Here is a 21,112-nt window from a genome sequence, read left to right as displayed (position 1 = left end):
TCTCCAAATAAGTTTTTTATAGATTAACTTTTTGGTTATAAAAAATGTGTAAAAATTTATTCTGAAATTAGACGATATCCAATTCCTGTTTCAGTAGATATAAGCTCAGGAATGTTATCATTGCGTTGAAGTTTTTTGCGAAGTTGCCCAACATACACTCTAAGATATTGAGTGTGTTCTATAGAGTTTGGTCCCCAAACTTCTTTTAAAAGCATACGGTGAGTTACAATTTTACCAGCATTTTTTACGAGAACTTTTAAAATATCATACTCTGTAGCGCTTAATTTTACTTCTTGGCCATCCACTTTTACTATGTGGCCGCTCAAATCAACTGCAAGTTTTCCTATTTGAATCACAGCCTCGTGACCAACAGATTCAGAGTGCCTCAGTGCTACTCGAATTCTGACTAACAGTTCGGGAACACTAAACGGTTTAGTTAAATAATCATCAGCTCCATTATCTAAGGATTTGACTTTGTCTTCATCGGCATCCCTTGCTGTTAAAACAATGACTGGAACTTTTGACCATTCTCTAATTTTTGCTAAGACCTGATGACCGTCCATATCTGGCAAACCTAAATCCAAAAGCACTAGATCTGGTCTAAATTCAATAGCCCCCTGTATGCCTTTTTGTCCGTTAAGCTCCGCTCTAGTTAAGTAAGAATTGGCTTCAAGGGTAGTGATTAAGAATCTCTGAACAGACTCTTCATCTTCTATGACTAATACTTTCTTGGTATTTTTCATGAAACTCCTCCGTTGGAAATATGAAATGGAATTTCCTGGGAGTGAAGTCCTTTTATAGTAAAGATAGATCCTTTTGTGCCTTGTCTATCAGAGACAGAAATACTTCCGCCATGTGCTTCGACAATTGCTTTTACAATAGACAAACCTAAGCCCGTGCCACCAGTAGCGCTATTTGGTAATCTAAAAAAACGCTCAAAAATTTGTTGGTGATATTGAGAAGGAACCCCAGTGCCTTCATCTATAACTTGAATCCAAACTTCTAGCCCTTTCTTCAGACAGACTATTTGCACTTCAGAGCCCGCATCAGAATACCTACAAGCATTATTAATAAGGTTCAAAATTACATGTTCTATAAGTTTATCATCACCTAAAATATAGACATCATCTGACCCAATATATTTAATTTTATGTTGAGCTAAAAGTTTATCTGCATGGTGAATTGTAGATTTTAAGAAATCGTTCACTTCAAAAAGCTCCATTTTAGGAGTAAGAACGCCACACGAAATACGAGACATATCTAGAAGATTATCAATTACGCGATTGAGGCGTTCAATGGACTGAAAAAGATCCTTTAGGAGAATACTTTTTCTATTTTTATCCTCAATAACGTTGTCATCGGCGAGCCCAGTAGCCGCTCCGATTATAGATGTTAGAGGAGTTCTTAATTCATGTGAGACAGAATTTATTAAAGCTTGATGAAGTTTTTCAGATTCTTCTAAAACTTTTGCTTTTTGTGCTTTTCCTTTAAACTGCTCACGCTCAAGCGCAACGGCTAAATGACCGCAGAAGCTATCCAAAAGGTTTTGTTGTTCTAAAGAGAACGTTTGTTTTTTATTGGGGTAAAGCATAAGAACACCAGCAACTCTTTCTCGTCCCATGAGAGGAATGCAAAGACAATTCGAAGAGGTTAATGTGTCTGTTTTCCAACCAGCAGTTTTCTTGTTATCAAATGACCAGCTAGCCACGGCAAAATCTTTATCGCTAATAGCTTTATTACTCATAGTCAGTGAATTTAAAGAGCCGTCTTCCTTCTCTAGTAAGATCTCCACCTCTGATTCGAATAGTCTCTCAAGACTATGTTTTGCTACTTTTGCAATTTCTTTTTGTGATTTTGCTTCTGAAATATTTTTTCCGAAATCATATAGAGTATTTGCTCTAAATTCTCTTTGGGTTAAATCGGCCTCTTGGCGACGAATTTTGCGTGCAAGAAATCCTGCAACGGTTGCTACTCCATAGAAGGCTAAAATCATCATCACATCTTCTGTAGCGCTGATAGCAAATGTAAATTGCGGAGGAATGAAAAAATAATTCCAAGCCAAAAAACTAAAGGTCGCCGCAAAAAGAATAGGACCTCTAGAGGCTAAAGATGCCACAATCAATACTGCAAGAAGAAATATAAAACCTACGGCTCTATACCCAATCATTGATAAAATTGTATAACTAATAAATCCTACACCAATCATAAACCAAAGGGTGAACCAGTAATGCTGAAAGTTAGACATAAGCTCAGGCATTTTAAAATGAAATCCCTGATAAATTGGCTTTCGCTCTTGTCTCAGCACATGAACATCAATTTCACTGGTTTCTCTTACTAGGCGATCTAAGATATTTCCACCAGTGAAGATATCTTGAAAAAGCCTACGATCCGGGCGTCCTAAAATAATTTGAGTTACGTTTTTCTCTTCGGAAACCCTTTTGATGGCATCAGATACGGATTGATCTCTTGTTGTAATAACTTCTGCACCTAGTTCTTTAGCTAGAGCAATATTCTTCTGAAGCATTTCATAATCTTTTTTTAAAAGTTTCTCTCCATTGTCTACATGAAGTGCTACCCATGGGGCCTCTAGATTATAGGCCTTTCTCCGGGCAGTTCGAATTAAGCGGCTTGAGTATGGACTGTGACTGATAGCAACTAAAAGTCTTTCATTCGTATTCCAAGGACCCATAATTTTTTTCATTGTCATATGGGTTCTTAGATCATCATCCACTTTTTCAGCAGTGAATCTTAATGCAAGTTCTCTTAAGGCAGTTATGTTTTCGACTTTAAAGAAATTTTGAGCAGCTCTTTCTGCGCGATCTCCTAGATATACTTTTCCTTCTTTGAGTCTTTTTAAAAGCTCTTCAGGACTAATATCAACGACTTCAAATTGGTCGGCATTTTCTAGAAATACATCGGGAACTGTTTCTTGAACTTGTATGCCTGTGATTTTTTGAACAAGGTCAGCTCTGCTTTCGATATGCTGGACATTCAATGTCGTATAAACATTTATTCCTGCATTTAGGACTTCTTCAATATCCTGATATCTTTTTAGATGTCTAGCTCCTGGTGCATTTGTATGCGCAAGCTCATCAATCAAAACAATTTGTGGCTGCCTTGCTAAAATGCCATCAACATCCAACTGTCTAATGACAGTTCCTCTGTAATTCAAATTTGTTTGGGGAATGATTTCTTGTCCTTCAATCATTTTCTCTGTTTCAAGGCGTCCATGAGTTTCTACAAGACCAATTACTATGTCGGCACCGTTAGATTTCATTTCGCGTGCAGCTCTAAGCATTGCAAAAGTTTTTCCTACGCCCGGACACATGCCAAAAAAGACTTTGAGCTTTCCTCGCTTTTCTTTTTGATCTAATTTTTGAACCCCGCGAAGTAAATCATCGGGATTGGGTCTTCTATCTTCTGACAAAAAAGCTTCTCCTACTTGTCTGGACTTAAGTGATTTAGGCTCAAATTAAGTTTTAAAACATTCACTCTTGATTCACCTAAAAATCCCATTTGTCTTTGTTCTATATGCTTCTCAATAAGTTCAATTAGAGCATTATTGCTCAAACCACGTTCTCTAGCAACTCTGGCCACTTGAGCTTTTGCCGCTAATGGTGAAATATGCGGATCAAGGCCACTTCCCGAAGCATACAGCATGTCATTTGTTAGTCCATTAAGTCTTCGCTCTTCTAGTTTGGCTTTTAAGTCCGCGCTCGTTGGACCCCAATTTGAAGCTCCTGAAGATAAAGAGTTATAATCAATCGCTGAAGGTCTTGGCCAAAAATACTTTGGATTTTCGAACTTTTGTGCAATTAACTCAGATCCTATAATCCTTCCATTAATCATAGTCAAAGATCCGTTCGCTTTATCTTTAAAAAAAACTTGAGCTATAACTGTTACAGAAAGCGGATATAAAATCCCTGTTAAAATAGTCATTGCGAGAAATAAAATAAGTGCTGGCACAATTTGTTTCTTCATACCCAACCTCCAAAATTAATAATGATATCGATCAATTTAATTCCAATGAATGGAATTATAATTCCACCAAATCCATAGATAAGAATATTTCGTTGTAGAATTGATGCTGCACCCACAGCTCGGTACTTCACTCCCTTGAGCGCGAGCGGAACAAGAGCAATAATAATAAGTGCGTTGAATATCACGGCACTTAAAATAGCACTTTTGGGAGAACCAAGATTCATTACATTTAAGACTGCTAAGGGGCCGACTCCGCTCGAAGTCATATAAAGTGAAGCAAATAAAGCTGGAATAATTGCAAAGTATTTTGCAACATCGTTTGCAACACTGAATGTTGTAAGTGCTCCGCGAGTCATTAACAATTGTTTTCCAGTTTCAACAATCTCAATAAGTTTTGTTGGACTACTATCTAAATCCACCATGTTTCCAGCTTCCCTTGCTGCTTGAGTTCCACTATTCATAGCAACACCAACATCAGCCTGTGCAAGTGCTGGGGCATCGTTGGTACCGTCCCCAGTCATTGCTACTAATAACCCCTTGTTTTGCTCTTCACGAATTCTTTGGAGTTTACTTTCGGGAGTTGCCTCGGCCATGAAGTCATCAACTCCGGACTCAGCTGCAATAGCTGCTGCGGTTAGAGGATTATCGCCTGTTATCATTACGGTTTTAATCCCCATTTTTCTGAGCTCTGAAAATCTTTCTTTAATACCGCCTTTAACTATGTCTTTTAAATAAATAACACCCAATACTTTTTCATTCTCAGAAACAACCAAAGGTGTTCCTCCAAGCTTTGCTACTTTATCGACAGCGTTTTTTACCTCGATAGGAAAACTTCCGCCTTTTGATTTAATCCAATTCTGAATAGCATCAGATGCTCCTTTTCTAATTTGCAGAGTGTCTGATTCCTTTTTGATATCAACTCCACTCATTCTAGTTTGTGCCGTGAATGGAATAAAAGTTGCTGTGTTTGGATCAAAAGTTTCTGCTCTAATTTTAAATCTATCTTTTGCAAGGATTACGATAGATCTTCCTTCTGCCGTCTCGTCACTCAATGAGGAGAGCTGAGCCTTCTCTGCAAGTTCAACATCAGATACACTTGGAGCTGGATAAAATTCTGTCGCCATACGATTTCCTAAGGTGATCGTACCTGTCTTATCAAGAAGTAAAATATCAATATCTCCAGCGGCTTCGACGGCTCTACCGCTTGTAGCAATCACATTCTTGCGAATCAAACGATCCATTCCGCTAATTCCGATTGCGCTTAAAAGTCCACCAATGGTTGTTGGAATCAGGCATACCAAAAGAGCTACTAATACTGGGACAGTAACGATCTGTGAGAGATCTTGGCTTGAGGACTGACTAGAGTAATCCGCAAATAGCTTTAAGGTAGCAACAGCCAAGATGAAAATAATTGTAAGTCCTGATAATAAAATACTCAAAGCAATTTCATTAGGAGTTTTTTTTCGTTTTGCGCCTTCGACAAGATTAATCATTCTGTCTAAGAAGCTATTTCCAGGTTCAGCAGTAATACGAATAACAATTCTATCACTGATAACTCTAGTGCCACCTGTGACAGCATTGCGGTCCCCACCACTTTCGCGAACAACTGGCGCTGATTCACCTGTGATTGCCGATTCATCTATTGTTGCTATTCCCTCGATGATTTCTCCATCCCCAGGAATAATGTCGTTGGTTTCACAGATTACCTGATCGCCTTTTTTTAAAAGAGCTGCACTGATCCTTTCTTCTTTTCCATTTTTAAGAAGTCTTGCAACTGTTTGGGTCTTAGTTTTTTTTAAACTCTCTGCTTGGGCTTTGCCTCGTCCTTCTGCCAGCGCTTCAGAAAAATTTGCAAAGAGTAAAGTAAACCAAAGCCAAATTGATATCTGAACATTAAAGGCATTCAATTCTTTGAATAAATAGAGTGTAGTTATAACAGCCGATACCAATGTTATAAGCATAACAGGATTCTTAATTTGGACTCTCGGATCTAATTTAACAAAGGAATCCAGTATGGCTTTTTGAACTAATTGTTTTGAGAATAACGATGTTTTCATAATATCCTTTAAAAGGTTTGACCCATTTTCATTAACATATGCTCCATAATTGGTCCTAAGCTGAGAGCAGGAAAGAATGTCAGGCCACCGACTATTAAAATGACTCCAATTAGCAGCGCAATGAATAGCGGAGTATCAGTTCCGAAGGTTCCAAAGCTCGGTGGTGAAATTTTCTTAACTGCCAGTCCACCCGCAATCGCTAGGACTGGAAGGATCACGCCAAATCTACCAACCAGCATTGCAAGACCTAATGTGAGATTGTAATAAACTGTATTTGCATTAAGACCCGCAAATGCAGATCCGTTATTACCTGCTGCCGAAGTGAATGCATATAGAATTTCAGATAGGCCGTGAGGACCTTTACTAGCAAGGCTTGATAAGGCAACCGGAAGTACTACGGAAATTCCCGCACCAATTAGAATCATGGCACTTGGTAAAATAACCGCGAGAATGACCATTTGAATTTCTTTAGCTTCAATTTTTTTACCTAAATATTCTGGCGTTCTTCCTACCATCAGGCCAGCCAGGAAGACTGTGAGAATAACAAACAAAATCATTCCATAAAGGCCAGAGCCAACTCCGCCAAAAATAATTTCTCCCAGCATAATATTAAACATCGCAATTCCTCCCGAAAGAGGTGCTAGTGACGAGTGCATGGCATTGACTGAGCCATTTGATGCTGCTGACGTAAAAATGGACCACAAAATACTATTTGTTACTCCAAATCTTGTTTCTTTTCCTTCCATCAAAGCATTTGCTCCAATAGCAGGATTTAATGAATATTCAGACCAAAGAGATAATCCCAATCCCAAACATAGAAGTATCAGCATTGTAGTAAAGATCACGAGGCCTTGTTTTCTACTTTTCACAATTTCGCCAAAAGTAAAAGCGAGGCCTGCAGGAATCAGAAGAATTGAGAGAAGTTGTAACCAATTCGAAAGTGGAGTTGGATTTTCAAATGGGTGAGCGCTGTTCGTGTTAAAAAAACCGCCGCCATTTGTGCCTAGTTGTTTAATCGCAATTTGAGAAGCAGCTGGCCCCATAGGTAGAGTTTGCTTTACGCTCTCAACAGTTGTTACCTCTTGATAAGAAGAAAAATTTTGAATCACACCTTCTGAAACTAGGAAGGTCGATAGAATCAAGGAGAGAGGTAATAAGATATAAGTTGTTCCCCTAATGGTGTCCGTCCAAAAATTTCCAATTTTATCGGTCATCTTTCTTGAAAGGCCTCGAGCCAAGGCAACAGCTACGGCTATACCTGTAGCTGCACTTAGAAAGTTTTGAACAGCCAAGCCCAACATTTGAGTGAGATAACTCATCGTAGCTTCGCCGGAATATCCCTGCCAATTTGTATTGGATACGAAACTAATGGCTGTATTCAAAGCAGAATGCCATGAGACACCCGGTAAGTCCTTAGGATTGAGAGGTAACACACTCTGAAACATTTGAAGCAAGAATAAGAAAATGAGTCCAATAAAGTTAAATGATATAAGGGCAAAGGCATATTCTTTCCAGTTCATCTCTTCTTTTTGATGAACGTGAGTAATTTTATTTAGCACCATTTCTATAGGTCTAAATAATTTCAAAAGAAGATGCGGTTCTCCTTCATAGACTTGCTTCATAAATTTACCTAAAAAAGGAGAAGCAACAATTAGGACTGCGAGAGTTATGATTATTTGGATAACATCAAAGCCATTCATAATAATACCTTTAGAATCTATCTGGGTTAAACATTGTATATATAAGATAACCGACCAACATTACGGATATGAGGCCCGCGACAATAAAGTCCATAAATAACCACCTTTGCGTTTCAAGGCTTTATTATGGAATCCCAGGTATAAAAAAGGTGTAAAAAATTGATTTTAAACTTTGTAAGCAAGTATTAAATGCGAGTAAATACTCACATTTTAGGTAAAAATATGTTTGATAGTCGAGATCGGATCTAGAGGGGAAGATTTGCTCAACCCCTCCTAAGCTCTAAAATATTACGCCAGATAAAGAAAAATAGATAAAACTACTTAAGCTTACAGAAAACCGATTGTACTTCGTTTTGTACAGATACAGTTGCCACTAAATTGTAATTATCGTCTTCAGGTACAGATTTTTTAACTAAGGTGTTTGGTGCGCTTACAGCAACGCCTAAAGATTCAAATTCAATGACGGTATTTACAACAACTTCTCCATTTACTTGTGTTGGTGATACTGAAATTGTCAAATCTCCAGATTTTGCTTTGTAAGATTCCTCGTCCTTATCATATTCCAAAATTGCACCAGTTTGTTTAACTTGGCACTCTAAGATATCTCCGACTTCGGAAGCATTAGCATTGTTAACCATTAGTAGAGCAAAAACGATAGATAGCATTTTCATAAAACCTCCTTATAATTTTAATTAAACTCGTTTCGATTTCTATAGCAGTAATACTCTAAAATCTTTGAAAAAAAATATTAATAAGCAGAAAAACCATGATCTTTTGATCAATTTGAAAATTTTTTGCTATAGAACCTGCGTAAAATTGCACTTATCGCCACGAACTTCCTAGTGTCTGTAAACCTCCGAAAAGTCTAAACGCGAAGCCCCATACTAAAAAAATTGACAATTTTTAGAGCTCCGTTACGCTAATTGTTCACAAAATAGGAGATATTTAAATGAAAGTTATATTACTAATGGGCCTTACTTTATTATTAGCTAGTTGCCAAACTATGCCTTATCAACCTTACGCACGCGAAGTGAAAAAGAAGCCAGCAGAGGGTGGTTTGATCGCTTTAAGAACTGAACACCGTCCAGAAGACAGAGCTAGAGCGGATGAGCTTATGGCTGCAAACTGTGGCAAGAAACAGCCAATAGTTAAAGAAGAAGGGGAAGTTGTAGTTGGTCAAAAAACAGATGCAACGACTTCTACTAAGCAAGGTTATGACAATGGTAGTTCTGGTTTCAAATTAGGTGGGATTAGATTTGGTGGTGAAGAAGCGGGAGCTACGGAGAACGGAAGCACTTCAGCAACAACTACTCAACTAAAAGAATGGCAAATCGCTTACGATTGCACAAAAACTAAAAGATAATTTTAGTTTGAGAATAAAGAAGTCTACCCGAAGCCTTTCAATTACCCACATCTTATAACGAGATGTGGGTTTTATTTTATACAGCAGCGTTATGCTTTTTCTTATTCTTTACACCAGTTAGCTTTTTTAATTTTTTCTCTCACAGAGTCAAGATCAGGATTTAAGGAAATTTGCATTGGTCCGATAAATGAGAAACCATTGCCGTTGAGTGTGATCCCTTCCCATGAATTGTCCGCTCCATCAATATTCATATAGCACACTCTAACGCCTTTCAAGGGCGACTGAGTACGTTGCACATTGAGACTGATCTTGTAGTTCAAAACAAATGGTCGACTTAAATCAACAGTGCCATTCGTGAGTAAGTAGCGACTCTTTCCATTTTTATTCGTCGCTGCATAAAAGGTGTGGGAAACTTCCTTCTTTGGATAAAGACATGCCTCTATGCCGTCGGTCAGGGGATATCCACAAGATGAAGCATTTCTTTCTGTTACAAATAATGAAATGTATTTCCCTTGATAATAGATTGGTTCTTCAATAATTGGAATCTGGTAATGGTAAATAACACTGTAGTAAACCACATATTGGCTTTCATCTAAAAAACCTGTTTCACGTAAAGCATCGTCCATATATGTCTTTAGATTGAGTCCTGACGGCGTGAAAACGGTCAGTGATTCGTTCACAGGATATTGAATCAAAGTCATCTTTTTAAATAAGTCGGCGTAAGTACGACCGCCGCTGTCTTTTCTCACGGGAGTTGTCGAGATATCTGTATCCTTTTCTTCATGCACTAGCTTTACCAATGCATGTTGTCGCCAAGGTATCATTCCAAAAGGATTGCCTTGTGTGTCCTCGGCATTACCGTATTTTACCTTCGGTAAATGAAACTCTCCAGATTTACTGATCGGGGCTTCTAATGAAGTTAGAACCTTACCTTCGTTTTCGCTGTATATCTCAACCACGATTTTGATTTTTTCAGCAAAATTTAAATCAGATTGATTTTCAATTTTTCCGCTCACAGCGGGTAAGTAATAATATGCTTTAGCAGAGTTTGCTACGATTGTCAGAGTTAGTACGGTTAGAAATAAGAATTTTTTCATTGGTCCCCTCAAAAACTTGTCTGAATGTACGTATACCCATTAACAAGTTCAGTTACGGTTTACTAAGGAGGTTCTAGTCAACACACTTGAATTAGTCGAGAACAAACATTACGCTGCGCTGCTTATTGAGGAGATGTTTTTAGCGTTTATTTATAACGGCGTTATACTCTCTATCATTAAACTGAGAGCTTACGTTCACAAGCAATTGATTTACAGACTTCTGTCTACCATCTAGAAGCGCATTTGCTTGAGTAGCACTTGCCTTCGGAGAACCTAAATAAAGTGTGTATCTATTTGGGCAATCACTAGAGATCAATTGGATAATACCATTTGTGATGTCCGGTCTAACTTTTTCAAAAACACAACCTTTCGCCCCAATGCTGTCTTTAGACCCGCGAATGACCACGCGTGCGTTGAGAAAGAGATTATTGAGGTCATCTTGGATTTCTTCTAAGTTTCTGACTCTGTCAGATTCCTCGCTGTGACGAGTAGAAAATATCTCCACATTCATTTGATAACTGTTTTCTCTAATTTTAAATAGACCTGAATAATTGTGAGATACGCCCGCGTAGAATCTGAATCTGCGTTGAAGATCATTTTCCATTTTACTGGCTTTTTCTTCTAGGTTTTTATTTTGGATATCTTTATTGGCTTTGCTTTCTTCTGTGGCGCGATTGTAAGTGCCATCAGAATTTTTTTTATCACAAGCGGTGATGGATAAAACTGCTAATGCTAATAAAAATAATTTCATTAAATTCTCCTAAGAATTGCTATTCATGTATGAGGCAACATACCTTATCTCAACAATTTCTTAAAGAATGATGACGTAAAATATAAAAAATCAGTATTTAACCTGTCATTTATTCATAGGTAGGACCATACATTAAACAGTATGGTCCCGTAATCTCTGAGTTAAAGTGAAAATACTCAAATAATACAGCATCTTCATCTTGATGCTATTAATGAGATATTTTTTGGCTAAATTTTTCCATGTGCTTTTCAAAAATTAAATAAAGCACTGGTAATACTACGAGCGTAAGAAGTGTTGAAGAAATAATTCCTCCAATCACTACGGTGGCGAGTGGTCTTTGAACTTCAGAACCAATTCCGCTAGATAGCATCATGGGTAAGAAACCAAATATAGCAACAAGTGCTGTCATCAATACAGGTCGCAATCGAATCGAAGTTGCTTTTTTTACGAGGATTTCTCCTGAAAGTCCTTCGGTCATTCGCAATTGATTAAAGTAATTCACAAGGACCACGCCATTGAGCACGGCAATCCCGGAAAGAGCAATAAAACCAATTCCTGCCGAAATACTGAATGGCAAATTCATTATAAGTAAATTCAACACTCCACCTACTAAAGCAAATGGCACGCAGCTAAAGATAAGTAACGTTTGTGGAAGACTTCCGAAAGCTGCGTAGATCATCATGAGCACCAATGCAAAAGCAATCGGTGTCAAAATCAAAAGCCTTGATTTTGCTTGCTGTAGGTTCTTAAAATTTCCACCCCATTCTAAATAGTATCCCTGTGGCATTTTTACTTTTTCTGCAACCAAGGCTCGGGCTTCTTCAACAAAAGATTCAGTGTCTCTTCCTCTTAAGTTGATCATGACAGCAGATCTTCGAGAAGAGTTCTCTCGATTGACTGATCCAAATGTTTCTTTGAATTCCAAGCTGGCGAGTTGACTGATGGGAACTGTAGCATTTCCTGCAAGTCCAACGGGAAGATTTTTAATGGTATCTAAGTCTTGTCGATCATCCTCACTCATTCTCACAACAATTGGAAATTTTCGGTCTCCCTCGTAAATGTGCCCAGATTCTTCTCCACCCAATGCAACGGATATTGTTTCTAGAATGTCTCCCAAGTTTGCTCCATAGCTGTCTAGAGCTGCATTCTTTGGCTCAATTCTAAATACAGGAGATGTTCCAGGCATGTCAGTTTCAACATCGCCGGCCCCGGGAACGGTTTTGGTAACTTCTTTAACCTCGTTCGCAATCTCCATTAATTTTTGAAGATCCTCTCCATAAATTTTTACGGCAACGTCTGCTCTTGTACCTTCGAGCAATTCATTGAAACGCATTTGAATAGGTTGGGAAGCTAGGTAAGTTTGTCCTGGAAGATTTTTTTCGAGCTTTTGAATTATGGCCTGAACCAATTCTTCATAGGATTTTTTGAATAAGCCATCCCGTGGCCAGTCCGATCGGTCCTTTAGCATAATGTAAGTATCAGATACGTTGACTCCCATGGGATCTGTTGCCACCTCACTGGTCCCCATTCTTGAAAACACATCATTTACTTCTGGAAATTCTTTAACCAAAAGATCTGCTTTTTCTTGGAATGCAATGGATTGAGTTAGGCTGGTATTTACAGGTCTGATCATATGGAAGGCAAAAGAGCCTTCGCTCAACTGTGGCAAAAATTCTGAACCTTTTGTCATAAAAATAATTAAGCCAATAGCAATAGACCCTATTCCGATCATAACAGTTTGCTTTTTAAAATTAAGAGCCTTATCCAGAATTGGCATGTAATACTTCTGTGCAAGTACCATGAGTTTTGGCTCTTTATCTTCCGTATCGCCAGAAAGGAAAAAGCTTGCCAATGCAGGAGCTACCGTGAACGACAATACTAGAGCACCAATGACCGCAATTCCAAAAGTCGCAGCCATCGGGATAAACATTTTGCCTTCGATGCCTGTCAGTGCGAACACGGGCAAGAACACCATAACAATAATCAACTCACCAAAACCAGCAGCAAGCCTGATCTCGACTGCGGCTTGATAAATTGCATCTTGGAGTTCTGCGGGAGTTAACTTTCTACCCAATTGTTTTGTTTTGTTATGGATAAAGCGCACGCAGTTATCGAGTACGATCACGGTCCCATCAACGATGATCCCAAAATCTAATGCGCCTAAGCTCATTAGATTTCCGGATATGCCAAGTGGTTTCATAATTAAGAACGTAAATAAAAGTGCGAAAGGAATTGTTAAGGCTGTAATGATTGCCGCTCGAACATTACCCAATAAGAATAAAAGAACTACCACCACTAAACTTGCGCCCATCAGAAGGTTATGTTCAACCGTGGCTAACGTTGCATTAACAAGTTGAGATCTGTCGTAAACAGTTTTCAACTCTATGCCTTCGGGCAAAGTTTTTTTAATTTCTTCAATTTTATCGTTCACCCGAATAGAAACGGTTCTACTGTTTTCACCCAAAAGCATCATGACAGTTCCAAGAACAACTTCTTTGCCGTTATGAGTTGCAGAGCCAGTTCTTAATTCTTTTCCTAATCCAACAGTAGCAATGTCTCCAATAGTAAGGACTCTAAAGTTGTCTAGAGTTTTTACGGGAACCCTTTTAATGTCTTCAGGGTTTTTCAGTAAACCGATGCCTTGCACGAGAAACTGTTCTGAAGTTTGTTCAATGTAGCCGCCGCCGACATTCTTATTTAATCTTTTTAAGGCTTCTAGAATTTCTCCAAAGTGAACTCTGTAGGTAGCCATTTTCTGAGAATCGGGTTGTACGTGATATTGTTTTTCGTAACCGCCAGAAGTATTGATCTCGGCCACACCTTCAACCGTAATCAGCCTTGGTTTAATGTACCAATCTTGCAAGGCCCTCAGTTCCATCAGCTGTTCTAAGCGAGCGGGACCACTTTTTGCTTCTTTAAAATCCAAAGTGTATTGATAAATTTCTCCAAGTCCTGAAGAAATTGGTCCCATGGATGCGTCAGCGCCTTCGGGTAAATTTTCTCTTACACCTTGAAGTCTCTCTGATACCAATTGTCTCGCAAGATAAATATTAACATTGTCTTTAAAAACCACGGTCACTTGCGAGAGTCCGAACCTTGTAATGGACCGGACCTGCTGAACTCCGGCAATACCTCTCATCGAAGACTCGATAGGGAAGGTCATTGTTCTTTCGATTTCTTCTGGTGCAAGTCCTTCAATTACAGTATTGATTTGCACTTGATTGTTTGTGATATCAGGGACTGCATCAATCGGAAGATGTTGGAAGCTGTAGATTCCTCCTGCAACTAGAAGCGCTGTCAAAAATGCAACTACACCACGATTATATACTGAGAAATGAATAATTTTATTAATCATAAATACTCATCTCCTTTAATGAGAGTGGCCATGAGAGGCCCCCTCAGCTGCGAACACTTCGGCAATTCTCAAATAACCTGTACCATGAACTACAATTTGATCTCCAGTTTGAATGGCCTCACTTGTTATCGAGTAAATGCCATTGGATTTATTTAAAATTTTAACTGGAACGCGTTTGATCCAACCTTCTCTCATTCTAAAAACTGATTTTTCATCTTTTACGAGGACCAAAGTATTTTTATCAATAGAGAGAAGGCTTGAACTTCCTACTGATTTCAATTGAATCTCCATGGTCTTGATAGCTTCCGTTGAAAGTTTAAATCCATTTTCCCCCTTCGCTGTGATGCCCTTCTCAGGGCCAACGCTAGAAGACGATTCTTTCTCTTCACCATGATCATCATGGTCGTCATGACCTGCATGCTCATCCTCATGTTGATCTTCGTTAGCATGTTCCTCTTCACCATGATCTGCATGCTCGTCATGTGATTTTTCTTCGTGCTCATTGTGTTTTTCTTCAGAAACTGAAGTCGATGCATAGCCCACAGCAGTCATAAGACAAAAAACAATTAATAGTGTATTTTTCATTGGAGTAATTCCTCTATGTTTTCATCACCAGTCAATGCTTTGATATCTAGGTAGGCTTCAATAGCAGAAACTTCGTGCTCATGTTGAGATTCTGTATATTCGGTAATTTGTCTATGTGCTTCGATGATCAAGCCGCCCGAAGCAAGTCCTTGTCGGAATAAACTATCTATACGTGTGTGCTTTTTTCTAACATCTTCTCTGGCAGAAGATTTTTTTAAGGATTCAACAGCAGATCTATACTTGTGAATAACAATTTCTCTTTCGATCTGGGCTTTGCGATGTGCATATTCGGATAGAAGACGTGATTGTTTTGCTTTTGTTTCTGCTAAATTTCTTCCGCCACCATTCCAAGATAATATCGGAACGCTGATGGAAAGGTTGAAACCAGAAGAAGTATACTGAACGGGCCCTTCTGTAGATCTTTCAACAGTTGGTCCTGCGCTCACCTCAGGCCAAGACTCTCTAACTGCTAGATTATATTCCGCAGAAGCTTTGTCTGATTCTGCCATGACCTTTCGTGATTCAAAGCTTTGACCAATATTTATTTCTTTAGGAAGTTCTGGCCATTTTTCTTTGGGAGGGGGTAAATATTCTTTTTTAATATCAAATCCTGCTCCCCAAATACCTTTTATCCTTGCAAGAATTTCAGTTCTCTCCGTAGTCAGGTGATTCTTTTTTAATTCGTAGTCACTTGTCGCAAGTTCAACGAGATTGAAAGTAATTTCTTGTTCTGGGCCTCTTGCAAGTCTTGCTTTAAATTGATTCTTGATTTTATCATATGCTCCTAAGGCCTCGCTATTGAGCTCAATTTCATCGTTCACTTGTCGGAGACGAAAGATATCTTTGATGAGTTGCTTCTTCACACTCAAGAGACTGAGTTGTGCTTCAATATCCGCAATTTTCTTGTCGGCTCTGCCGGCATCCATTTGCGCTCCTCTTGTCCATATTTGAGAAAGTGGAATTGATAGTGATAGTTCCGTCGATCCTATGTTTTCACCCGCGAGTTTTCCTGAAATGCTCTTTACGTCGAGGTTGGGATTTTGCCATTGAGAAGCTTTGTCAATAACTGCTTCGGCTTCTTGAATTTTAAGTTTTGCGACCTCAAACTCCGGATGTTTTTCAAGTGTGCATTTATAAAACTCTTTGTAGGTTTTAATCGATGTGCAATTTGCCGCAAAGGTACTGTTTAATAATAATAGAACTGCCAAGATCATATTTTGCCTTCCGCTTGAGGGATTTATTGTTAATAATTTTTTTAAGTAATAAAATATTGCGCTAAACTCCATATTTGGAGTTCAAGAATTTGAAATGCTCTAAATGGTTTTTAAGAGAGTGGTGGACGAAACGGACCTTCAGGATATGTTTGAATCAATATGAAGGAGTAACGGTGATAAAGGATAGGTTCGATAATAGGGAATTGAATTGATGCAGAAAAACTTGGATGTGCATAGTGATGAGCGCAATATGAAGCGCAATGGGCGTGAGTAGAATCAGAATGTTCTGAATTGGATTCATTTTCAGTAGAACTGTCATCCATACAGTTGGAATCGGCAGCTGAACAAGAACTTTTCTCTAAATTACACAAGGATGTTGAAGCCCAAGCCGCAACATTCACTGCCATAAAAATAGTTAAAATTATGCTTAAGATCCTCATTGGTCCCCATGTTACGTTTTGGTTCACACTTTTTGTGACAATTTTTATTTTTATCAGTTCAATTCAAAAGAGACTCTCACATTCGTAGAAATCGTCTCATCCTTCGTATCAATAGTAGCGATATCAGCTTCTGTTCTCATAGCGCCTTTTGCATACATCGGTCTTGGGGGAGGAGCTCCCTCGGAGCCACCTTCTTCTATAGAAATAACTTTGCCAATTTTTGCTGATGCGGCCTTGGCCATTTTTTCAGCTTTGGATTTAGCGTTCTCAATAGCAATAGCTAAACAAGATTCTTGTTCTTCTTTGAGTTTAGCGGGAGAGATGTCTGTTTGCAGTCCACCGATATTTTTGATTCCAGATTTAGAAACTTTTGAAGTCACTTCGCTGAGTCTTCCGAGATCTGAAGTGTAAACTCTTAAACCAATACGAGCTCTGTAACCTTTGAAGACAGTCTTGTTATTTTCCCAGGTATTTTCGGGTTGCACAGAATTTTCCAAAGTCGAGAGCTCTAAATTTTTAAGGTTTAATTTCTTAACTTGATCACGAGCATTCTCAAATGTTTTGGTTGCATCTTTTAGAGCTTTATCCGAATCGTTATTTAAAGATTCGGCGTAGAATTCTACGCTGCCACGATCAGGTGTTACCATCTTGAGACAATTACCCATAACGACAACGTGTCTATCGACTGCGTAAGTTGAAGTGGCATCTAATAATAAAAATATAAAGAATAGTTTTTTCATCCAATAAGGATGTCTTGAGAAGAATTTAGAGGCAAGGAATTTTTCCTGCCTACATTAATTTTTTGCCGCAGTCTTGGCAGAAGGCGCTTCGGCCTTTTCTTTGAGCTTTGTGTTTGAATTCATCACATTTAGGTCTTTGTGCCTGAGCATTGATAGATTCTCCGCAAGAAGGACAAAATTTCACGGGAGGATTCATGCGACCATGATTCATGTTTGGACAACGACCACTCATTTTATATTCCTTGGTTAGAAAGTTTGGACACAAAAAAACCGACCCTAGAGTCGGCTTCTTTAATCAGAAATAAATTTCTAAATATTCAGACTAGTAACGACGTTGGTTACGGAAGTTTCCGCCACCACTGTTGTTATTGCGCGGCTCTTGTGGCTTTGCTTCTGAAACAGTCATTGCACGACCAGATAAATCTGAACCGTTTAAGCTGTCGATTGCACCTTGCATATCTGCATCTTCAGACATTTCGATAAATGCAAAACCTTTGCTTCTACCAGAATCACGATCCGTGATTACTTTTGCAGACTCAACAGTTCCGAATTTTCCGAAAACTTCTGTAAGTTGATTTGATTCAACACTGTAAGATAAATTTCCTACGTATATTTTTTTTCCCATTTTGTGCCTCCTTGAAAAGCGTTAGGGGTCATCCGCAGAGCACAAAAGAGAACCTAATGAACTAACTGAACAGAACGACTATGGAAGCAATATTAGACCACTTATTCGGAAAAATAGATACAAGTTAATGGAAATTGAAGTTTATATGAAAAGTGTAAAGCTCAAATGCTTCACCGTCGATCTAGTTCGCCTATAATGACTTTAAATGTCTCTTTTGAGAGTGTGCGGGGGAAGAAGTGGTCACCTTCTAGAGTGATAATCTTGTGATCGTAGCCTTCATTCTGAAGTTTATTGTGGAAATTATCAATCTGATCTTGCTTCACCAATTCGTCTTTTGTTCCAGCAATGACAAGAAGTGGAATCTGAAAATCAAGAGAAGCTTTTTTTCCAGCGCTCAACAAATTGAAAGAGCGAATTCCTTTTGTAGTTGCGATTGCTGCATTCACAAGAAGGTCTACGTTTTTTCTTTTTTGTGATTCAAAATATTCACGATATGAATTTCTCATATATTGTTCGCCCATGTATTCTGTTTGCGCATCGATGAGTGGGTTTCCCGTTAAATAAGAGTAATCAAGGCGTCTCAAGTAAGGCGCAAGCATTACGAGGTGAGTAGGGCGAAAGGACTTGTGACCTTGAAGATTATTTGCCAATGCATGGGCAATTGCTCCGCCGTAGGAGTGACCGACAATGATTGGATTTTGGAAATCAAGATCCTTTAGTATTTGAGTAAGGTCTATGACATTATTTTCGTAAGGTAAAAGAGTAGGTAAATGTTTTTCGTTTTTTGTAAAATCCTCTAAAGTCTTTCCGTGTCCATGAAGGTCGACTCTTAAAACAGAGTAGCCCGCTTTTCTAAAATCAGCGCTAAGCTTGTTGAGATGTGTTAGATCATCCCCTAGTCCATGAATTAAGAGAACATTGCCCTTTGAGTTGGAAACAGTTTCTAGTTTTGTGTGCAGATTACTTTGGACTGAATTTTTTTGAAATGTTTTGTGTTCGACGGCAAAAATACTTCGGCACGTTCTAGCATTTGCTGAGCTCATGAATAAGATCAAAATAAAAATAATATATATTTTAAGCAAGATACCCCACTAAACTGATCTCTTATCTAATGGGATATGGGCTAATTTTCAACTATTATATCAAACTGTGAAAATTCTTGTTGAGAGGAGCGGTCCTATTTTTTAGCTTTTTGTTTTACCGGCTGAAAGCGGGCTTTTTCAAAGCGAAACGAGCAGCGATTTCCCATTCTTGAAAGTGAATCCGCTTCCAAAACAGCTATCACTTTTATTATATCGCCATTTTTAAAGTTCTCGACTTTGCTTTCGTCAACCATCTGAGCGTTTCGGGTGTAAGCAACTCCAAAATGGTTATTCTTTTTTACGTCACGAAAGCTAACTCCAATTTTTTCTTTACCACCACTGGTTTTTGAAACGTCAGTGATAATGCCGTTGATCGCGAGCATTTGAGATTCCCATTTTTTCTTTCCAGTAATTTGGTTTGAAATAAAGTCATTGCAGATCTCTGCTAGAGTTGCAGGTTTAGAACTTCCTAAAGATCTAAAGTCTCCACTTAAAACATCGCCGGCGTCATATAAACCATCATCAAAGCTTGCGCATCCACCAACAATTGACATCAACCCGCAAACAATTAGAACTTTAAGTTTCATAAATCTCCTCCAGTGTGTACTCATTGTATTTTGTTGTAGACCATTCGTCAAATAAGCAAGACATATCCAAGAAATAAAACACAACTTCTGATTGCGTCGAAGTTTAATGTTTGAACAGACTAGACTTCAGTCAGGATTTCAAGTGACGCTCAAACTCTTCATACCCTGCGTTCTGCATTGTCTTTATAACTAATAATGTAAGCGTTACTTTAACAAAAGTTTTCCCTGCTGTCTCATGGATGAGACGAGGGATTTTTAATCGGAGAGAATAATGAAAAAGCTAATATTGATTTTGTCTATATTCGGAGCAACTCATGCATCGGCAGGAATTTTGTTGGAACCGTACGTTGGATACCATATCGCAAAAGGTGAGTTGTCGGGTTTTGCGGATGACGATATTACTGGGTTAGGTTTCGGTGGAAGAATTGGTTGGACGTTACCCCTAGTATTTATTGCCTTTGATTATTCTATGGCAGGAGTGGAGACTGACGATGGTACTACGAAAACAGACGCAGACTACACAGCAATGGGTTTGGTTGTAGGTGCGGCACTTCCAATTATTAGAGTCTGGGCAGGATATAATTTTGCAGCTGAGTTAGAGTTTGACGGTGGATCGAAGCTAGAGGGAGCAGGGATGAAGGCGGGTCTTGGATTTAAACTTCCAGTTCTTCCACTTTCATTTAACTTAGAATACATCTTAAATGAATACGATGAATCAGATGGCGCGAGTATATCTAATAAGTATGAACAAAAAGGTTTATTCATCTCAGTGAGCGCTCCGTTTAATTTGTAGGATTTCGTTCTTAAATTCAAATCAAAGTTTAGATAAAAAATTAACCCCATATACTAATGGGGTTTTCTTTTTGGATCTAGTCTTCAAAGTTGCAACCTATATTTACATATGTGACAGGTCTTTCTTCTATTTTGAATTCCGGCACAGGTATTTGATGATACAAAGGTGACCGAATAGAGACTGTAGCAGAAGAAATGCTGACCTTTCCAGACACAGAATCTTTGCTTTGGATTTTCATAAAACCTGAATATTGTGGAGGGTTCGTGCCGCCTCCTTGGGTATGATAGTATTCTGCTTCTATTCCAAACTCTTTGATCTCCATGTGGCCATACCAATACGTATCTTCTCCATCAAATTTGAGAGGAACAGTTTTTTGGTAACTTGAAATGAGCCGTTGATTCTCATCAAGATGATTTATTTGACAGGTATAGTTTCCTTTCAATGGAAAATCTTGAGCCATGGCCATAGAGCAAGATATCACAAGACAAATAACTAATAATTTGAACATTTGCACCTCCGAGTGTGTTTGAAGAATAGGCTATTTTTTAGGATCATGTGTTGTCAATAAAACTCTAGTGTATTGTCGCAAAGGTTTTTTTAGGTTCTGGGGGTTGAATGGCGGGGCAGGCTTGCTTGTTTTCGTAATCTGCTGGCTGTGAGAGGTGGAGTGGAAGTGGGTCCATCCTGAGAATGCTGACTTATGGCCATCGTGGCCATAAGTCTGAATAATTCCCTGTAATTC

Annotated in this window: 21 protein-coding genes; 2 read left to right on the top strand and 19 right to left on the bottom strand. The window is 38.6% G+C overall.

The genetic code is table 11. The features are described from left to right. Positions 1-56 precede the first annotated feature (56 nt). From V4596_01870 to V4596_01845, 6 genes are all read right to left on the bottom strand, one after another. Positions 57-743 (bottom strand): response regulator, encoded by a 687-nt coding sequence (locus V4596_01870; protein MES2767867.1) that lies wholly within the window; start codon positions 741-743, stop codon positions 57-59. After that, positions 740-3,427: a sensor histidine kinase KdpD gene (locus V4596_01865; GenBank protein ID MES2767866.1), complete on the bottom strand. Its 2,688-nt coding sequence runs from the start codon at positions 3,425-3,427 to the stop codon at positions 740-742. The genes V4596_01870 and V4596_01865 overlap by 4 nt, the downstream gene beginning before the upstream one ends. Before the next feature lie 11 nt (positions 3,428-3,438). Further along, a complete protein-coding gene (kdpC, locus tag V4596_01860; protein ID MES2767865.1) occupies positions 3,439-3,981 on the bottom strand; it encodes a potassium-transporting ATPase subunit KdpC in 543 nt (180 codons plus the stop codon). Further along, the gene (kdpB, locus tag V4596_01855) at positions 3,978-6,038 is read right to left on the bottom strand and encodes a potassium-transporting ATPase subunit KdpB (protein MES2767864.1); all 2,061 of its coding nucleotides are present in this window, start codon (positions 6,036-6,038) and stop codon (positions 3,978-3,980) included. The genes kdpC and kdpB overlap by 4 nt, the downstream gene beginning before the upstream one ends. Positions 6,039-6,046: 8 nt before the next feature. After that, positions 6,047-7,738, bottom strand: coding sequence for a potassium-transporting ATPase subunit KdpA (gene kdpA / locus V4596_01850; GenBank protein ID MES2767863.1), 1,692 nt, complete (start codon positions 7,736-7,738; stop codon positions 6,047-6,049). A 317-nt stretch (positions 7,739-8,055) separates the two neighbouring features. Next, positions 8,056-8,409, bottom strand: coding sequence for a hypothetical protein (locus tag V4596_01845; protein MES2767862.1), 354 nt, complete (start codon positions 8,407-8,409; stop codon positions 8,056-8,058). A gap of 278 nt (positions 8,410-8,687) precedes the next feature. On the opposite strand from V4596_01845, the gene V4596_01840 reads away from it, so the two are divergent. Next, a complete protein-coding gene (locus tag V4596_01840; GenBank protein MES2767861.1) occupies positions 8,688-9,101 on the top strand; it encodes a hypothetical protein in 414 nt (137 codons plus the stop codon). 101 nt (positions 9,102-9,202) lie between these two features. On the opposite strand, the gene V4596_01835 is transcribed toward V4596_01840, so the two are convergent. From V4596_01835 to V4596_01785, 11 genes are all read right to left on the bottom strand, one after another. Continuing rightward, positions 9,203-10,198 (bottom strand): hypothetical protein, encoded by a 996-nt coding sequence (locus V4596_01835; GenBank protein ID MES2767860.1) that lies wholly within the window; start codon positions 10,196-10,198, stop codon positions 9,203-9,205. Positions 10,199-10,337: 139 nt separating this feature from the next. Beyond that, the gene (locus V4596_01830; GenBank protein MES2767859.1) at positions 10,338-10,949 is read right to left on the bottom strand and encodes a hypothetical protein; all 612 of its coding nucleotides are present in this window, start codon (positions 10,947-10,949) and stop codon (positions 10,338-10,340) included. A gap of 208 nt (positions 10,950-11,157) precedes the next feature. After that, positions 11,158-14,304, bottom strand: a complete 3,147-nt coding sequence (locus tag V4596_01825) for a CusA/CzcA family heavy metal efflux RND transporter (protein ID MES2767858.1) — start codon at positions 14,302-14,304, stop codon at positions 11,158-11,160. A 15-nt stretch (positions 14,305-14,319) separates the two neighbouring features. Further along, on the bottom strand, positions 14,320-14,889 hold the full coding sequence (locus V4596_01820; protein MES2767857.1) for a hypothetical protein: 570 nt from the start codon (positions 14,887-14,889) through the stop codon (positions 14,320-14,322). Then, positions 14,886-16,103, bottom strand: a complete 1,218-nt coding sequence (locus V4596_01815; GenBank protein ID MES2767856.1) for a TolC family protein — start codon at positions 16,101-16,103, stop codon at positions 14,886-14,888. The genes V4596_01820 and V4596_01815 overlap by 4 nt, the downstream gene beginning before the upstream one ends. 110 nt (positions 16,104-16,213) lie before the next feature. Continuing rightward, a complete protein-coding gene (locus V4596_01810; GenBank protein MES2767855.1) occupies positions 16,214-16,543 on the bottom strand; it encodes a hypothetical protein in 330 nt (109 codons plus the stop codon). A gap of 53 nt (positions 16,544-16,596) precedes the next feature. Beyond that, positions 16,597-17,283: an SIMPL domain-containing protein gene (locus V4596_01805; protein MES2767854.1), complete on the bottom strand. Its 687-nt coding sequence runs from the start codon at positions 17,281-17,283 to the stop codon at positions 16,597-16,599. 49 nt (positions 17,284-17,332) lie between these two features. Further along, positions 17,333-17,515 carry a hypothetical protein gene (locus V4596_01800; protein MES2767853.1) on the bottom strand — a complete coding sequence of 61 codons (183 nt, stop codon included), beginning with the start codon at positions 17,513-17,515 and terminating at the stop codon, positions 17,333-17,335. A gap of 90 nt (positions 17,516-17,605) precedes the next feature. After that, entirely contained in the window at positions 17,606-17,908 is a 303-nt protein-coding gene (locus V4596_01795; protein MES2767852.1) for an RNA-binding protein, read from the bottom strand. A 170-nt stretch (positions 17,909-18,078) separates the two neighbouring features. Next, positions 18,079-18,951 carry an alpha/beta hydrolase gene (locus V4596_01790; protein MES2767851.1) on the bottom strand — a complete coding sequence of 291 codons (873 nt, stop codon included), beginning with the start codon at positions 18,949-18,951 and terminating at the stop codon, positions 18,079-18,081. Positions 18,952-19,085: 134 nt separating this feature from the next. After that, positions 19,086-19,577 carry a hypothetical protein gene (locus tag V4596_01785; GenBank protein MES2767850.1) on the bottom strand — a complete coding sequence of 164 codons (492 nt, stop codon included), beginning with the start codon at positions 19,575-19,577 and terminating at the stop codon, positions 19,086-19,088. A 271-nt stretch (positions 19,578-19,848) separates the two neighbouring features. Here V4596_01785 and V4596_01780 point away from each other — a divergent pair, with 271 nt between their 5' ends. Next, positions 19,849-20,370, top strand: coding sequence for a hypothetical protein (locus V4596_01780; GenBank protein ID MES2767849.1), 522 nt, complete (start codon positions 19,849-19,851; stop codon positions 20,368-20,370). Between the two features lie 76 nt (positions 20,371-20,446). Here V4596_01780 and V4596_01775 read toward each other — a convergent pair whose 3' ends face one another. Both V4596_01775 and V4596_01770 read right to left on the bottom strand, forming a co-directional pair. Then, on the bottom strand, positions 20,447-20,878 hold the full coding sequence (locus tag V4596_01775; GenBank protein MES2767848.1) for a hypothetical protein: 432 nt from the start codon (positions 20,876-20,878) through the stop codon (positions 20,447-20,449). 30 nt (positions 20,879-20,908) lie between these two features. After that, positions 20,909-21,112 (bottom strand): hypothetical protein (locus V4596_01770; protein MES2767847.1); only part of this gene is annotated, 204 nt, incomplete at its 5' end.

The organism is Bdellovibrionota bacterium (assembly GCA_040386775.1).
Lineage (GTDB): Bacteria > Bdellovibrionota > Bdellovibrionia > Bdellovibrionales > JAEYZS01 > JAEYZS01.
The sequence above is the reverse complement of the archived record's forward strand: the minus strand, read 5'-3'. Positions and strand labels throughout refer to the sequence as shown.

Coding starts and splice junctions, on each gene's coding strand:
- V4596_01870 (MES2767867.1), bottom strand. CDS start 743: ATGAAAAATACCAAGAAAGTATTAGTCATAGAAGATGAAGAGTCTGTT.
- kdpC (MES2767865.1), bottom strand. CDS start 3,981: ATGAAGAAACAAATTGTGCCAGCACTTATTTTATTTCTCGCAATGACT.
- kdpB (MES2767864.1), bottom strand. CDS start 6,038: ATGAAAACATCGTTATTCTCAAAACAATTAGTTCAAAAAGCCATACTG.
- kdpA (MES2767863.1), bottom strand. CDS start 7,738: ATGAATGGCTTTGATGTTATCCAAATAATCATAACTCTCGCAGTCCTA.
- V4596_01845 (MES2767862.1), bottom strand. CDS start 8,409: ATGAAAATGCTATCTATCGTTTTTGCTCTACTAATGGTTAACAATGCT.
- V4596_01840 (MES2767861.1), top strand. CDS start 8,688: ATGAAAGTTATATTACTAATGGGCCTTACTTTATTATTAGCTAGTTGC.
- V4596_01835 (MES2767860.1), bottom strand. CDS start 10,198: ATGAAAAAATTCTTATTTCTAACCGTACTAACTCTGACAATCGTAGCA.
- V4596_01830 (MES2767859.1), bottom strand. CDS start 10,949: ATGAAATTATTTTTATTAGCATTAGCAGTTTTATCCATCACCGCTTGT.
- V4596_01825 (MES2767858.1), bottom strand. CDS start 14,304: ATGATTAATAAAATTATTCATTTCTCAGTATATAATCGTGGTGTAGTT.
- V4596_01820 (MES2767857.1), bottom strand. CDS start 14,889: ATGAAAAATACACTATTAATTGTTTTTTGTCTTATGACTGCTGTGGGC.
- V4596_01815 (MES2767856.1), bottom strand. CDS start 16,103: ATGATCTTGGCAGTTCTATTATTATTAAACAGTACCTTTGCGGCAAAT.
- V4596_01810 (MES2767855.1), bottom strand. CDS start 16,543: ATGAGGATCTTAAGCATAATTTTAACTATTTTTATGGCAGTGAATGTT.
- V4596_01805 (MES2767854.1), bottom strand. CDS start 17,283: ATGAAAAAACTATTCTTTATATTTTTATTATTAGATGCCACTTCAACT.
- V4596_01800 (MES2767853.1), bottom strand. CDS start 17,515: ATGAGTGGTCGTTGTCCAAACATGAATCATGGTCGCATGAATCCTCCC.
- V4596_01795 (MES2767852.1), bottom strand. CDS start 17,908: ATGGGAAAAAAAATATACGTAGGAAATTTATCTTACAGTGTTGAATCA.
- V4596_01790 (MES2767851.1), bottom strand. CDS start 18,951: ATGAGCTCAGCAAATGCTAGAACGTGCCGAAGTATTTTTGCCGTCGAA.
- V4596_01785 (MES2767850.1), bottom strand. CDS start 19,577: ATGAAACTTAAAGTTCTAATTGTTTGCGGGTTGATGTCAATTGTTGGT.
- V4596_01780 (MES2767849.1), top strand. CDS start 19,849: ATGAAAAAGCTAATATTGATTTTGTCTATATTCGGAGCAACTCATGCA.
- V4596_01775 (MES2767848.1), bottom strand. CDS start 20,878: ATGTTCAAATTATTAGTTATTTGTCTTGTGATATCTTGCTCTATGGCC.